The following is a 14,716-nucleotide window of genomic DNA, read 5'->3' as shown; positions in this document are numbered from 1 at the left end:
CAAAACCTCCAAAATAAAAAGAGCCTATGTAGTCTATCGTACTACATAGGCTCTGAAAGTTCCCGAAGAAGTTGATTAACTCGAAGAGTTTGTCAACAGCCCCTAATTAGGCTTCTTTTATTTTTTCGACAAAACACGACAATATCTATATATCAAGTTTGTTATGATAATCAAGGAAATATAACATTTTTATATCCAGATTAAATAATATATTAAAAAAATTAGCAATCTTACTTCTTGGTTCTTCACTAGCTTTTACCCTTGCTGCATGCGATGACACACTTGACAAAGCTTCCACTACTAAAAATTCCGGAGACTCGCAGCAAGCAACAGCTAAAGCTGAAAATAAAGACAAAAGCATCTATGAACAGGAGATTAAGCCACAATTCGATGCAATAATGACAGAATATGATGCAATTTGGAATCAACAATGGAAACCTGTCTGGACAGAAATAACTGCAAATCCTAAAGCGATTAATCCTGCTACATTAAAAGAGAAAATGAATGCTATCTCTAACAAGTATGATGAGTTATCTAAAAAAGTTGTGGATTTCAAAGCTGAAGACAAAATTAGCGATTCTGCTTTAAAAGAAAAAATAGCTAATTTTCGAAATGAATTTGTTTTAGCAACAAGTTATAGAGGGAATGCTGCTAGAGCTATTGTAGAAGGTTTAGATGGTGCTGCACCTATAAAAGATAGAATGGAAGAAGCAAAAAAATCTGTAGGGTTATCTGATAAACACCTTACAAACGCTGTAGGAAATTTAAGCTCCGCAGAATCAGAACTAGGAATAAAAAGAAAGTAATCCTATTGATACAAGGATTTCTACCTTAACGTTGTAAATCCGCAAAATCCTGACGCTACCCCATTTCTATCAAGCTAAGAAATAAATTGTTCCCCAAAACGAAAAAAATGAGCCAGTATGATTTAAGCGCTTCATGGAATTTCTTGTAAACACTAAAAAACCAACAATACGTTCACCGTCTTCTGCAACAAATATTACACCGCCCTGTTGACTATTTGTAATAGTTTTCTTTTTCTGCATTTCAATATCTACATGAAATTCTTCGCTTGTAACAAGAAAAAATTCATTTTGAGAGATAATGCTTTTTCGAGTATATAAAATGCCTTCTGCGTCTTTTTCTGTTGCCTCTCTTATGAACAATCCAATCCCCCCAATATTATTTATCTACATGTTCAATTTTTGGTTTTTTGTATTCTTCTATACCCTTGCTTTATTAAACTCTTTGGAATATATTAATTTTGGACAACAACTCTTGTAAATCATCAATTACATGTTCATCTGTGAATGGCCGTCCCCAAAATGTATCCTTCTTCCATATTGCATGCATTCCTACATTCCGAGCTCCTATTACATCATTCTCCGGATGATCGCCTACGTATACACTTTCTTCAGGACTAACTCTTAATCTTTCTAAAGCCCTTAGGAAGATTTCAGCATGTGGCTTTTTAAGACCCTCTTGCTCGGACACTAGTATAATATCCATATACTTCTCAATCTCTAGAGCGGAAATATTCAGTAACTGAAATTTAGTAAATCCATTTGTAATCATACCTAATAATAACCCTCTATTTTTAAGTTCTTGTAAAACATATTCCATATGAGGAAAGGGAGTACAATGATGTTGAAAATTGCTTATGTAATCCTCTAATAATTGCTCCCAAGTTACACTTGAAATAGAATATTCTTGGAGTAATTGCTGATATACTTTGTCTTTCCAAACGTATCCTCTATTATCTAGTTCAATGAACCTCGTTACATATTGTTCTTCAGGTATATGCTTAAATTCATTGATGTACCTTTTATATTGATCTCTAATAAAGAGCTTAAGAGAACAATCCCTATCTAATAGAGTTCCATCTAAGTCAAAAATCATAGCTTTAATCACTCTTTCTTCCCCTTTTCATCAGAATTCTTGCTACTATTTAAAATAAGTCCTAGATAAAAAAACAAATTGTATACATAGTTGATTCACAAATCATCATTTTACTTCTTTCACTTTAATAGACATACTACCAATCGTACTCGCACCGTTTTTCATGGTTACTTTTACATCCCCCGCTTCTTTAAACGTATAAGGAGACAGTTCATAAATTTCTTTTATTTTAAATTTCTGATTCAAGTTTTGTATAGATCTAGCCGTAAGCAAAGACATTTTAGGTTCCCAAACTTCTTCTTTTCCAGATGGATACGTGATGAACATTCGAACATCTGCTGGGTGAATATCCTTCCAAAGTATTATATACATTTTCGTTTCTTGCCCTTTTTTAATCAACGTATCCGAATAATACCCTAACTCTCCAACGTTTCCAAAAACAGTATGTTTCTCATTGTTTACTGTAATATCATTAAACGGGAGTTTGTATGTCATTTTATGATATATTCCGTAAACTAAACAAAAGATAGAAATAATCGCAAGTCCTAGAAGAAATTTTTTCAGTTGTTTCCCTTGAAAACTTACCATCATAACTGAATTTGGAGCGAATTTTTCTGCTAATAAAAAAACAAGGATCACAATTAAAATTCCAATCCCGATAAAAATATACATACAATTCCCTCCCCCTTGATATATGTAAATTGTACCCCTTATAACGCTTTTTCTCACCGCCCTCTCGTTTTCCTTCCTTATTAATATAAAAATTTTGAAAGTGAAGAAACTCACTCTTCTACAGCCATTAAATATTACTAACAAGATGTTTTCTCTGAAATAATATATATATGAGCGATCCTATAAAATTAGAAAGGACAAGCCGTTTATTTTGGGAGAAGATAAACATAATAATTTTTCACCCATATAAAAATGGAACCGTAATACATACAGCTCCATTTTCCATATACCACTATTCCTTTATATTTTTAAAATGTTTCTAATACAATTTTTCCAATTGTACTTCCCGTTTCAATCATCGCATGTGCTTTTCTAATATTAGCAGCGTGAATTGGCGATAACGTCTGGTTTAATGTCGTCTTAATCGTATTTTGCTCAAGCAATTCACTCACTTGATTTAATAAAAGGTGTTGGTTAATCATATCTTCTGTATAGTACATAGGTCGTGTAAACATGAATTCCCAAACAAATGTAGCACTTTTACTTTTTAATAAACCTAATGCTAATGGTTTCTCATTTTCTACAATTGAACAAATCCCCCCTTGTGGTTTGATCACTTCTGCCATACCGTTCCAATGTTGATCCGTATTATTTAAGCAAAAAATGTAATCAACTTCTGCTATTTCAATCTGTGACAATTGTTCTTTAAATGACTTATGGTGATTGATCGCATAATCAGCACCTAAGCTTTTCACCCACTCTTTCGTTTCATTTCGAGAGGCTGTTGTAATGACGTTAAGACCCGCCCATTTCGCTAATTGTATCGCAATAGAACCAACACCACCTGCACCGCCAATGATTAAAATATTTTTTGATTTGTTCTTTTCCTTATTATTAAAATCAATTGCTAAACGTTCAAACATTCCTTCCCACGCTGTAATAGCTGTTAAAGGTACAGCAGCTGATTGTGCGTGAGTTAAATTTTTCGGTTTTGTTCCAACAATTCTCTCATCTACTAGATGATATTCACTATATGTACCAGGTCTTGTGATACTCCCTGCATAAAAAACTTCATCACCCGGTTGAAATAATGTACAATCTTCTCCAACTTCTACAACAACGCCACTAGCATCCCATCCAAGTATTTTAGGCTCTTCTTCTTTTTTATCTTTTGGCGCACGAACTTTTGTATCAACGGGATTAACAGAAATGGCATGAATTTTAACGAGTAAGTCTCTTCCTTTCGGTGTAGGTCTTGGTAATTCAATATCAATCAAACTATTCTCATTTTCGATAGGTAGATATTCTAATAAACCAATTGCTTTCATGTTCATTTCCTCCATTTAATAAAATTTGTCTTCTCCTTGCATTATAAATTGCAAAATTAAATTATGTAAGAAGGCACATTCATGTAGTATAGTATCATTAGTGTTACTGTTACCATCAATAAATATTACTATGGAGTGCTGTCTTTATGAGGAATAGAAAAAGCGGTTATGGTTGCCAGGAGGGTTGTCCTGTTGAAATAACACTTGATGTTATCGGCGGAAAATGGAAAGGTGTTATTTTGTATCATCTATTAGATGAAAAAAAGCGTTTCAATGAGTTGCGGAGATTAATCCCCGGCATTACACAACGAGTGTTATCTTTACAATTAAGCGAACTAGAAAATGACGGAATTGTACATAGAAAAGTTTACCCAGAGGTTCCCCCTAAAGTAGAGTATTCTTTAACTGAATTCGGAAGGACACTAGAACCGATTATTGTCCAAATGAGGAACTGGGGAAAAATGTACAAATCTCGGTTAGTGGAAAAATCAGAAACACTATCATAATAACTGTTTAACCCACATGTTTTCTTGTAACAGTATGATACTTTTTTAGCACATATACACTGGGAATCAATCAGTCACAATAGAAAATTAAATTGAAATAGGAAGCTGTATTATATCAGCTTCCTATAATTTTAAAAAATATATTTAAGATTAGCTCCCCACATGTTTTTGTGACGAAATTGAAGGCTGACTAGAATTTTCTTGTTTTGTGATGGGAGATACGAAGATTGGGTTACTTTTGAATAGCACACTGACTGCATATGCAACGATTACATTTAATATAAGAGCAACAAGGCCGATATTTATATTGTAAATACTAATTTTTCCTATACTCATTCCAAGTACCGCCACATCTCCGACAAGAATACCTGCGGCAATTCCAATTGGAGTAAGTTTACGAATAAAGAAAACACCGATAAATCCTGGAAGAATCTGTCCAAATCCATAATAAGCTGTATTAACAAGAGATATCATTAAGCTAGGGGCAAAAATCGTTATGGCCATAGATAGCAGTAAGTATAAGATAACTACAGCTTTAATTGATTTTAGCTGCGCTTGTTCCGATATATTCTTTATAAGATTACGAGAAACTAAAGCACCAATGACGAGACTAATCATAGATAGCACTACAATGCCTGATAACACTGCTCCTGCTGCAATGACGCCAATTAACCAAGGAGGCAGCAGAGAAATTGCCGTAGACATAAATGCACTGTTAGGTTTGGCTAGATTTGGTATTGTAGCCAGAGCAAAATACGAGATAATGATTAAAAACGGAAACATAAACATATAGAGCGGCATGACAATCTGTGCTTTTTTTATCGCTCGTTCAGAACGGCCAGTAAAAAACACACCTGTAACATGAGGAACTGCATAAAATGCAAATGCTTGAAAAATGATAGTTGAAATTGCAAAGTTCATATCCATTGGTTTGTCAACTTTGACTAAAGCCCCCTGCTGTTTCGCCATTTCAAATAGGTGGGACACACTGCCAACCTTGTGTAAAACTGCTCCGCCTACAATCACAATAGCAAGAAACATCAGGATATCTTTTACGATAGAAATAATAGCCGGTGCTTTGACGCCTGATACTGATATGTATATATAAGCCATAACTCCAGCGATAATAGTCGCTACAGGAGCTGATAAGTGAAACCCCAGTGCATTTAAAGAAACAACCAGCCCTTCGAATTGTAATTGAGCCCATGGAATCAAAAAAACGAGTGCTGTTATCGTAACAGTCAATTCCAGACCTCGATGCGAGTAATGACCTTTAAAAATATCCGCTATGGTCATAGCACCGTACTGCTTACCTGCCCTCCAAATTAAAGGTGCAAAGAAATAACCGACAGCATAAGCCAATAAGATATACCCTAAAAACCATATTCCATAACTTGGCCCTTTTGCATATACACCACCTGGAAATCCTAAAATAGTACCTACACCGTAGATTTCACCTACAGCTAAGAAAAATAGTAATATAGCGTTAAATTTTCGGCCTCCTACTAAATATTGCTCTACGCTGAGTTGCTCACTCTTCTCTCTTGAATATACAGCATACAGAATAGTAGAAAGTATGATAACAGAAAAAATAATAAGTGACATACGGTATCCTCCTTTTCTATAAATCCCCCTTCAAATTATGACGATCATACAACATCCAAGATAACCAAAGACAAAGCGAGGTAAGCGGCAGCCATAGAAAAATCCAAAAATAAATGATTGGGAACCCCATGATGCTTATATCAGATGATGCAATAAATGGTAAGACACCAACAATAGCTACAAACGGAATAATCATTCCAATAAGAATACTGCCGAACTTCATAGTGTACACCTCCTTTCAAAATAATATGACAATTTATAGAATTATCATTTTCTACATAAAATGGTAATTTCCTTTTTTGATTCAAAATTAATAACAATGAATATAGACCAAAGCATATAAAAGCACGGTCGACAAGTAAAATCGGCCGTGCTTTTTGTAAACTCATAACTTATCTTACACAATTTTGGTGATATCGAAACATCACGAAACATAAGAAGCAAAATCATGCTAAAAATAGGGAAGATAGCACATTAGTGCGAATTAAGATCATAGGGGCCTCGTCCATCCAGTCTTGATAGATAAATTGAACTACCCCCACCTACCGTTTCGCGCTTGAGATGGGAGTCTGCTCGCCAGATATGATAAATAAGCAGTTTTCTTCATTTTGAATTCTAAAACCTATGTTTCTTATTTTTTTACCACTCCAAAAGTAATTTTCATACTTGGAGCGTAAATTAAAGAGGAATTAATATTAAACGCTTTAGAAAATCGTAGTTCTGCTTCATACTGATCCTGTGCTTCAGTAAATGTAGCCCCTCGATTTATTAAGTTCTCAATAAACTCTTTCCTTTCAGTAGGAGCTGCACCTAATCCTTCTTCTTTGAGTGAATCATATAATCTCTGTTTATCTGTTTCATTCATATTAGAGTCAAGAAAATTAACTTTATCACTAACCCGGCAATCAATGTTTTTTACACCTAATTCGCTCATATAGGTCGGTAACTTAATCCCGATGTTTCCATCTTTTCCATTTCGTTTTGTATCTTCTTCAAACAGTTTTTGAAGAAAACCAAGCTGAATAATTTCTGATTGGTCGTGTTTGTTAAGATTGTACGAAGACATATTGGAAATCCAGTGCGGTTCAAAACATATGATATTACCTTCATCAATGACTGAATGAATCATTTTCTGCAACATTTTTATCGGATCAGCCATATGTAATAAAAATGCATGACACACCGCTATGTCATACTTACTCTCTAATTCAATTTCAGTAACATCAGCTTCAATAAATTCAGCTTCATATGGAAGGTCCTGAAACAGACTCTTTGCTGTATGAATCAATTGCTGTCCTTTATCAATGCCTGTGTATCTTGAACCTAGCGGTAACAGAGGTAACAGTTTTAGCCCTAAATATCCATACCCGCATCCAAAGTCAATAATATGTACGGGTTTAGAAATTTTCCAAACTGAATTCACTAAAAACCCTAAATAGTCATCGTTGTAATATAAATCTCTTGTATTCTTTAAATAATCCAACTTATGATCCCAATAATAATCTTCCAATATAACAAGCTCCTTTCTCCATGTTTAGTTAGTATTTCGAGTTAACTTAAATCACAAAAGCAGAAATTTATTTCAGTGGAGCTTTATCCTTCATCTACGAATGGTTATGTTCTCTTGAAATTCCCTTTCCTTTCTCCTGTTAAATACCGCAAACAATATACCAAGACAGAAAGAACCTATAAAAGATGAGAGAACTCAATCATCCACGCCCTTATCAAAATTAAGACTAAATAGAAGAGATTTTAGTTGTATGCTATATATATTCAATTAACATAACCTACCATTTTATGTATAATCAAATGGTATATTTCGGAAACTACACGGATTGTAATCTGAAAAATGGGTTAAAAGAATAGGAGGAGTATTATGACTCGTTGTACAAATTGTAAGGCGAAATGGAAAGCAAAAGATGTATGGTCTCTTTTTTTTCAAAACGCTGGTAAGGATTGTCCGTATTGTAATCAAAGACAATATATTTCAGCCGAAACCTTTCGTTTTTCAAGTGAAATTTTACGTTGCCTCTTTTTATTCCTTTTTCCGTTCTTCGTTGAACTAAGCGATGAGAGCCCTTTAGAAGACTTTAAGAAAAAATAATATAGATTTACTCCGTTTTACCTCCCCTTCTATTTTAATAAAAAAAGATTAACCAAAACATTCTCTTTTTAATTTCACTAAAAACGAGAGATTATGGTGAAAAAAATTCTAAGCGTAAGAAAATCAAGGATTTCACTTCCAGTAAATGTATTAACGTAGAAAATATGATATTTAGTTGAATGTACCTCTAATATAAGACTAAACAAAAAAAGGAGAGTATGTATAACAACCCTCACGCCTGAAGACAAGTTCTATTCAGCTGCCTTGTTCCGAAACTTTCGTATATCTTTCATAATAAAAAGGACAGATATGAAAACAACAGCATTACAGAGAAGCATTAAAAACATATTAAACATCGAGTTTCCTCTTGTTGATGCTATGGCACCTCCCAATCCAAAAAAGAAAAGCAAAGAGTTAGATGGATATAGATAATTCCTACGTATGATAACAAATAAAACACTAAATATGACTAATATATATGTAACGTATTTCAATACTTCTACCAGCGCTTCCATTACTTACTCACCCCTATCTCATTCCTTTATATTCCATTTTATCATGTAATACACAGAAAAAATATATTGTATTCATGTGAAATTAACATAGCAGCTCATTATATTACTCCCTCCTTTTGTAAATAATCATTTACAATAAACAGAAGAAAACGTTTATTTTACCGAAAAATAGTAATATAATATTTACTAAATTGATAGAGGGAGAACAATGATGGCTGATAAAGATTTAGTAAACGAATACTTGAATCTGTTGATGAATATGTTTGGAACTTTCAAGTTATTATCCGAAAAATCATCAGAATTTACACATATAGAACAACATGTAGTTGAGTATGTTTCCCAGCAAAGTAAACCTGTAAATTTGAAAACGATAGCTCATGATTTAAACATACCGAAGCAACAACTTAGTGTAACAGTGCGTAACTTAGAGAAGGCTGGCTATATAATTAAGAAACAAGATGATTCAGATAAACGAGCAATTTTAATTTCACTAACGAAAAAAGCTGAAGATGTACAGTATGAACGCTGGAAACAGATATATAACAATTTCACGGATAATCTTGAAAAACTTTCGGATGAAGATCGGCGTGACTTGTTGTACGGATTACATAAAACAAATAGAATGCTAGCAAAAATGGTCGAGGATAATTAATCATGAAGTAAAGAGAACGTGTTTCGATTAATGGAATCGGACACAAAATCCCTTACGTAAGAATAGGCTGAATTTATTTTCACAAATAACACTATTATTGATTTTTCTTCTAGTACAACAGGAGCTCTGATACAGCAGTTTGAAATGGAGGATTTTTATGGTGAAAATGATAGATTTACAATCGGTTCAAGGCACAATGCTCATCCCCCTATGGGGACGTGCCAGTGGCAGCGAGAAGAATCCAGAAATTTTGGATGACAAAGAAGCTATTAACATTATCAAAGAATGTGATTTTGATTTTGCCGATATAGCCGAAACTTTTGGCGAATACGGCGGGATAACCTACATCGTTCGTGCTCGCAAAATTGATGACACAATCCGAAATTTTATCACTAAGCACCCTCGAGCTACCATTGTGAACATCGGCTCTGGGTTAGATACCACTTTTTCAAGAATCGACAACGGTACGATCAATTGGTATAATCTCGATTTACCCGATGCAATAGCTTTTCGTAAAACTTTAATAGCAGATTCACCGAGAAATGTCAGCATTGCCAAATCTTTTTTTGATATTTCGTGGTTTGACGATATTAAGTTTAATGAGAATGATGGAATACTCTTCGTCTCAGCAGGAGTTTTTTATTACTTTCAAGAAAATCAACTTAAAGAAATGTTTTCTGCCATGGCACAGCGCTTTCCTGGCGGCGAATTGTATTTCGACGCGGAATCAAAATTTGCGCTGGGGCTTTCAAACCGTACAGTTAAAAAGTCTGGTAACAAAGGCGCCATGATGTACTTTTACGTCAATAATCCAAAATCTATGGAAAAATGGTCATCAAAAATAAAGGTATTAAACTGTGAATCGTTCTTTAAAGGAATACCTACAAAAAAACAATGGGAAAGCAGCACACGCGTAATGGTACGAATTGTTGATTTGATAAAGATGCTGAAATTCGTCCATCTGCGCTTTGAGGACAGATGAAAGTAACTCTAGAGACCTAATAAGATTACAAGGTATGAAAAATGCCAGTATAATTGACGGAATGTTGATAATGGAAACAATGAAAAAACATGGCTCTTTGCCATGTTTTTTTTCATAAATATCTTTTAGGGATATCGATTTGTCTAATTGAATATATATTATGGAATCATTCATCAAAAAGGGGATATATGATGACATTATCAAAACTGATTCAAACCTTGTCATTATTAAGCGCTGTAGCTGTTCTTGTTGTCTCTGTTTATGGTTTTATCACCGACTCGATCAGCTCCAATATTTTAATGATTCTACTATTTGTAATGACCGTACTTCAAGCAGTTAGAGCTTATCAAATAAAACAAAAAGCTACATTTATGCTTACCTTTTGGGTGGCTATATTTATACTCCTTGTATTAGGAAAAATATACTTCTTATGATACAAAAATGAAGCCTTTAGTAAAGGCTTCATTTTTATTAAGTTAGAATTTTAGGGGGATGACAATGAATAATATACAAGTGATGGTATGGCTTTTTCCAATACTTTTTATTTTTCACGATTTTGAAGAAATAATTTTCATACAACCATGGATAAGGAAAAACAGACGCTATTTATGTGAAAGATTTCCTAGGTTATCAAAAAGGTTATTACCTCATTTTGATAATATCACAACATCATCTTTCGCCCTTGGAGTGGCAGAAGAATTTATTTTAATTAGTATAATTACAATTGTTTCTTATGTGATGAATTGGTATAGCCTATGGGTAGGTTTGTTTATTGCATTTACTTTACATTTAGTAATACATTGCTTTCAAACATTAATCATAAGAAAATATGTCCCTGCTATTATTACAAGCATTATTTGTTTACCTATCTGTATTTATATCATTAAGCATATAGTACAGTTATTCCCATTAGATACTATTGTCTTGTATTCAATTTTAGGCTTTATAATTATGGTGGTCAATTTAGGTATCATTCACAAAGTTATGGATATATTCAACAAATGGTTAGTTCAATATGAACAGTAAAACGAATGCACTTATCTTGGAGTTTATTGATTCGTGAATACAATTTCTTTCATAGACGACTTGATGTACTTTGGAATGCGAGGGCAATTCATCCCCATCTTAAACTGGACTATGCCTTGTGCGTATTGAAGGTGGGGTTTTCTTGCCCGTTAATGCGGGATAAAAAAGAAAAGAACCAATTTTTTGGTCCTTTTGTACGCCTTCTTGAATTAACACACCCTTTAGTTCAATTTTCGATTTGGCTTTCCATATCTCACTAAAACGTGCCACAATAGTTTTAATTCCTGAAGCACCTCCTTATATGTTCCGCGATCGCTCCAAGATACTGGATTGCGATTCAAGTCCAATACGGCAGATCCAATTATGTTCGCATCGATATAATTATTTCGTGCAATGCGCTTTGCCAAGGAAGGCATTGTTGGACCTCTAAAATCCGTAGGAACCTCGTCTACCATAAGTACAAAGCCCATGTGCCAATAAAGTTCAATGGAATACTTAAGGCATATTTGTTCTAAGGTTCTCCCTACATGAGTGTCCTTGAATGAAGGATCTGCAACAAGCACTTCCACGTCTTCTTTAAGGGAAATATCTCCATGAACCTGTGCTTCAATATAGTGGTTAAGATTGCGGTTTGGCTCTTTGTTTGCTAGGTCCGTAAATGGCCTTTCTAGATTAACAAGCAAATGATTGATTAACCTTGCTGGCGTCAGGTTTCTTTCACCGATTGCAAAATCTTTTAAGAACGCCTCTTCCAAGAGAGCAGCCAAAATGATGTCAAACTCTTCATAAGTCCCCTTTTCTTTTGGGTCTTGATGCGAATCCAAATACGTGTATGTGGTGCGATAAGAAACCTCAGGAGATAGAAGAAAATAGCATGATCCAAAACGTGGAGCAGGCCCATCTAGATGTAACATCAAATTTAGTGCCCCATATTTAGGCCGTTGGTTATTGGTTGTGCCCTCCAGTTGATATGCTCCTCCAAAAATTCTTTTCTCCCAAAGGTCGCGTTCACCACCAGGGTAAGCGGATACGCTGCCATTAGATAATAATGTTTCAAACTGGCTCTTATATACTCCTTGCTCAAGCAGTGCTTCAGCAACGCTTTTCATAGTCGAATCTGGTCTATCTGGATGAAAATGTAGACCAATCTTTGCGTAAGACTTTAAATTAGCAACAGCATTTTCAAATATTTTATCCGAGATATTAGACATTTTAAGTATGTGATTAATTGTTGCTTTAGCCTCATGTTTATGGTTCCTTGCATACTTTGTAATATGCTCTAAAGCCAATAGTTGAGACCTCGATAATTCCATGAACAGATCTCTCCTTTCAAAAAAATTCCCTTAGTATAATTTGTTCTCCTTGTATTTCAAATGAAGTTTGATTCACAATCTATTCCCCAAGCCGTAGATTTAAAAGTACTTAGCTAAATTTCAATATGAGATTGAATGAATCCTTCTGAAAAGTATTTCGACTTATTCTTTACGGAAAGTGTTTCGAATGTTTATGAATGGAAAAATATGAATTGTTATTCATGTGGATACACCAACATCGTGTGATATTCACAGTGCTGGTAATATCTTCAGCAAGCATCTGTATATTGACTTTTATGCATAACTTAACTATGATTAAATATCAAACAGACAGTATTTTCTAAAAATTCTATATTTTATAGTTAAGGAGGTGAAATAACGAGGAAAGAACGTAACGACATACATCTGGATAGGATGTTACATTTCCGATTTCCTAGCTTACTTAGAAAGCAGGGAGAAAAGATTGCATTTTTTATAGGTTCAACACGGTGCGAAATATCACAATTCATAACTACACTGCTTCACTTGGATGAAGCATACAAAATGTAAAAGAAGTTATTATTTTTGAATTACATAAAGAATGTTTCGTTTTATCAATTGTTGTTTTACTTACTTATTTCGTTTCAATGTGAATAAATCTACTACAGCTGCGCTAACATATCCATGAAAATAAGGGGGCACATGATGAAGAATAAATATAGATATTTTATCATTTTAATGATCGTTCTCATGACTGTTATTAATTATATAGATAGAGGTGCACTTTCATATGCACAATCTGCAATTATAAAAGAATTCCACTTAAATCCTGTAAGTTGGGGGGCAATTCTCGGCTACTTTGGATATGGATACATTTTTGGGGCCTTATTTGGCGGAGCACTGGCAGATAAAAAAGGACCGAAATTTATGTGGATTCTTGCTGGTGCTAGCTGGTCACTCTTTGAATTAGGAACAATATTTGCTGGGCAAGTAGGCGCTGCGCTATTTGGTGGTTCAGCATTAGCTGGTTTCGCTGTGTTTCGAGTATTATTTGGTTTTGCGGAAGGTCCTACATTCTCAACGATGAATCGAACAATGGCTAACTGGGTTTCTCCAAAGGAAAAAGGCTTCGCTGTAGCACTTGGATTAATAGGAACACCAGTAGGTGCTCTCGTTACTGCACCAATTGTTGTTGGTCTTCTCTCTATTACCAACTGGAAGATCACGTTTATTATTTTAGGTATAGTAGGATTACTATGGACAATCGTATGGTCTAAAGTCTTTACGGATTTGCCTGAAAATCATCCAAAAGTTTCAGAAACAGAGCTGCAAGAAATTCGAAATACGGATAGCTTACTTGTTGGTGAAAGTCAATTCGAAAACAATCATCAAATACATACACCTTGGTACCATTTTTTCAAAAACCCTACCTTAGTCATGAATGCCATTGGGTATTTCGCGTTTTTATATGTGAATATTTTACTATTGACCTGGACTCCTAAATATTTGCAAGATGAATTTGGATTTTCATTAGCCTCGCTTGGTTATTTAGGAATGATTCCATGGGTTGGTGCTATTTTTACAGGATTATTAGGCGGGAAAATTTCAGATAAAATACGTGAGAAAACGGGGAATCTGCGTCTGGCAAGATCTTGGTTTACAGTTGCTTCCTTATTTTGTACAGCTATCTGTTTTATGCTCATTCCGACTGTCAAGAGTCCTGCAATGGTACTCACCTTAATGTGCATAGGGAATGCATTCAATTACTTACCGAACTCGATTTACTGGACGGTTGTATTAGATACTGAACCAAATAAGGCGGGCACATTTGGTGGCGTAACTCATTTCATTGCAAATCTCGCTACGATCATTGCTCCAACTTTAACAGGAAGCCTTGTTGTCAAATATGGATATCAAGCAATGTTTATTGCTGCTGCAATTGCAGTCATAATAGGCATGATAGCCATGGTTTTTGTGAAACCAGGGAAACAAAAACCTTCATTAATAGATTCTAAAGCTGTTCATAGTCGAAAAGCGTAATGTCAATTGTTTCGATATCTCGATAATCCAAAGACAAAAAACACCTAATTAAATAAGTGATTTTTTGTCTTTCTGGTTTATAAAATACATTTTTA

General features: G+C 34.4%; 17 protein-coding genes. 9 read left to right on the top strand and 8 right to left on the bottom strand.

Annotated elements, in window-relative coordinates:
* Positions 1–398: 398 nt before the first annotated feature.
* Positions 399–806, top strand: coding sequence for a ribonuclease (locus ACFQZ1_RS15035; RefSeq protein ID WP_377882987.1), 408 nt, complete (start codon positions 399–401; stop codon positions 804–806).
* Positions 807–875: 69 nt separating this feature from the next.
* Here the strand turns inward: ACFQZ1_RS15035 and ACFQZ1_RS15030 are convergent, their stop codons facing one another.
* From ACFQZ1_RS15030 to ACFQZ1_RS15015, 4 genes are all read right to left on the bottom strand, one after another.
* On the bottom strand, positions 876–1,166 hold the full coding sequence (locus ACFQZ1_RS15030) for a GNAT family N-acetyltransferase (protein ID WP_377882986.1): 291 nt from the start codon (positions 1,164–1,166) through the stop codon (positions 876–878).
* A 73-nt stretch (positions 1,167–1,239) separates the two neighbouring features.
* Positions 1,240–1,911, bottom strand: coding sequence for an HAD family hydrolase (locus ACFQZ1_RS15025; RefSeq protein WP_377882985.1), 672 nt, complete (start codon positions 1,909–1,911; stop codon positions 1,240–1,242).
* 93 nt (positions 1,912–2,004) lie between these two features.
* Positions 2,005–2,571, bottom strand: coding sequence for a hypothetical protein (locus ACFQZ1_RS15020; protein ID WP_377882984.1), 567 nt, complete (start codon positions 2,569–2,571; stop codon positions 2,005–2,007).
* 308 nt (positions 2,572–2,879) lie between these two features.
* Complete coding sequence (locus ACFQZ1_RS15015; RefSeq protein ID WP_377882983.1) at positions 2,880–3,899, bottom strand: zinc-binding alcohol dehydrogenase family protein; 1,020 nt, start codon at positions 3,897–3,899, stop codon at positions 2,880–2,882.
* 146 nt (positions 3,900–4,045) lie between these two features.
* On the opposite strand from ACFQZ1_RS15015, the gene ACFQZ1_RS15010 reads away from it, so the two are divergent.
* Positions 4,046–4,405 carry a winged helix-turn-helix transcriptional regulator gene (locus tag ACFQZ1_RS15010; protein WP_377882982.1) on the top strand — a complete coding sequence of 120 codons (360 nt, stop codon included), beginning with the start codon at positions 4,046–4,048 and terminating at the stop codon, positions 4,403–4,405.
* Between the two features lie 150 nt (positions 4,406–4,555).
* Here the strand turns inward: ACFQZ1_RS15010 and ACFQZ1_RS15005 are convergent, their stop codons facing one another.
* From ACFQZ1_RS15005 to ACFQZ1_RS14995, 3 genes are all read right to left on the bottom strand, one after another.
* The gene (locus ACFQZ1_RS15005) at positions 4,556–6,010 is read right to left on the bottom strand and encodes a sodium:solute symporter family protein (RefSeq protein WP_377882981.1); all 1,455 of its coding nucleotides are present in this window, start codon (positions 6,008–6,010) and stop codon (positions 4,556–4,558) included.
* Between the two features lie 16 nt (positions 6,011–6,026).
* Entirely contained in the window at positions 6,027–6,233 is a 207-nt protein-coding gene (locus ACFQZ1_RS15000) for a DUF3311 domain-containing protein (RefSeq protein ID WP_377882980.1), read from the bottom strand.
* Positions 6,234–6,641: 408 nt separating this feature from the next.
* Positions 6,642–7,520 carry a methyltransferase domain-containing protein gene (locus ACFQZ1_RS14995; protein WP_377882979.1) on the bottom strand — a complete coding sequence of 293 codons (879 nt, stop codon included), beginning with the start codon at positions 7,518–7,520 and terminating at the stop codon, positions 6,642–6,644.
* Positions 7,521–7,886: 366 nt separating this feature from the next.
* On the opposite strand from ACFQZ1_RS14995, the gene ACFQZ1_RS14990 reads away from it, so the two are divergent.
* From ACFQZ1_RS14990 to ACFQZ1_RS14965, 6 genes are all read left to right on the top strand, one after another.
* Positions 7,887–8,114 carry a hypothetical protein gene (locus ACFQZ1_RS14990; RefSeq protein WP_377882978.1) on the top strand — a complete coding sequence of 76 codons (228 nt, stop codon included), beginning with the start codon at positions 7,887–7,889 and terminating at the stop codon, positions 8,112–8,114.
* Positions 8,115–8,423: 309 nt separating this feature from the next.
* Positions 8,424–8,546 carry a hypothetical protein gene (locus ACFQZ1_RS14985; protein ID WP_377882977.1) on the top strand — a complete coding sequence of 41 codons (123 nt, stop codon included), beginning with the start codon at positions 8,424–8,426 and terminating at the stop codon, positions 8,544–8,546.
* A 294-nt stretch (positions 8,547–8,840) separates the two neighbouring features.
* Entirely contained in the window at positions 8,841–9,281 is a 441-nt protein-coding gene (locus ACFQZ1_RS14980; protein ID WP_377882976.1) for a MarR family winged helix-turn-helix transcriptional regulator, read from the top strand.
* Between the two features lie 157 nt (positions 9,282–9,438).
* Positions 9,439–10,263, top strand: a complete 825-nt coding sequence (locus ACFQZ1_RS14975; protein ID WP_377882975.1) for a class I SAM-dependent methyltransferase — start codon at positions 9,439–9,441, stop codon at positions 10,261–10,263.
* A gap of 191 nt (positions 10,264–10,454) precedes the next feature.
* Positions 10,455–10,697, top strand: coding sequence for a hypothetical protein (locus tag ACFQZ1_RS14970; protein ID WP_377882974.1), 243 nt, complete (start codon positions 10,455–10,457; stop codon positions 10,695–10,697).
* Positions 10,698–10,761: 64 nt separating this feature from the next.
* Positions 10,762–11,289 (top strand): HXXEE domain-containing protein, encoded by a 528-nt coding sequence (locus ACFQZ1_RS14965; protein WP_377882973.1) that lies wholly within the window; start codon positions 10,762–10,764, stop codon positions 11,287–11,289.
* 221 nt (positions 11,290–11,510) lie between these two features.
* On the opposite strand, the gene ACFQZ1_RS14960 is transcribed toward ACFQZ1_RS14965, so the two are convergent.
* Positions 11,511–12,602: a DUF3626 domain-containing protein gene (locus ACFQZ1_RS14960; RefSeq protein WP_377882972.1), complete on the bottom strand. Its 1,092-nt coding sequence runs from the start codon at positions 12,600–12,602 to the stop codon at positions 11,511–11,513.
* Positions 12,603–13,286: 684 nt separating this feature from the next.
* On the opposite strand from ACFQZ1_RS14960, the gene ACFQZ1_RS14955 reads away from it, so the two are divergent.
* Complete coding sequence (locus tag ACFQZ1_RS14955) at positions 13,287–14,621, top strand: MFS transporter (RefSeq protein ID WP_377882971.1); 1,335 nt, start codon at positions 13,287–13,289, stop codon at positions 14,619–14,621.
* The last annotated feature ends 95 nt before the right edge of the window (positions 14,622–14,716 follow it).

It is taken from the genome of Bacillus sp. CGMCC 1.60114 (assembly GCF_042676365.1).
GTDB lineage: Bacteria > Bacillota > Bacilli > Bacillales > Bacillaceae_G > Bacillus_A > Bacillus_A rhizoplanae_A.
The sequence above is the reverse complement of the archived record's forward strand: the minus strand, read 5'-3'. Positions and strand labels throughout refer to the sequence as shown.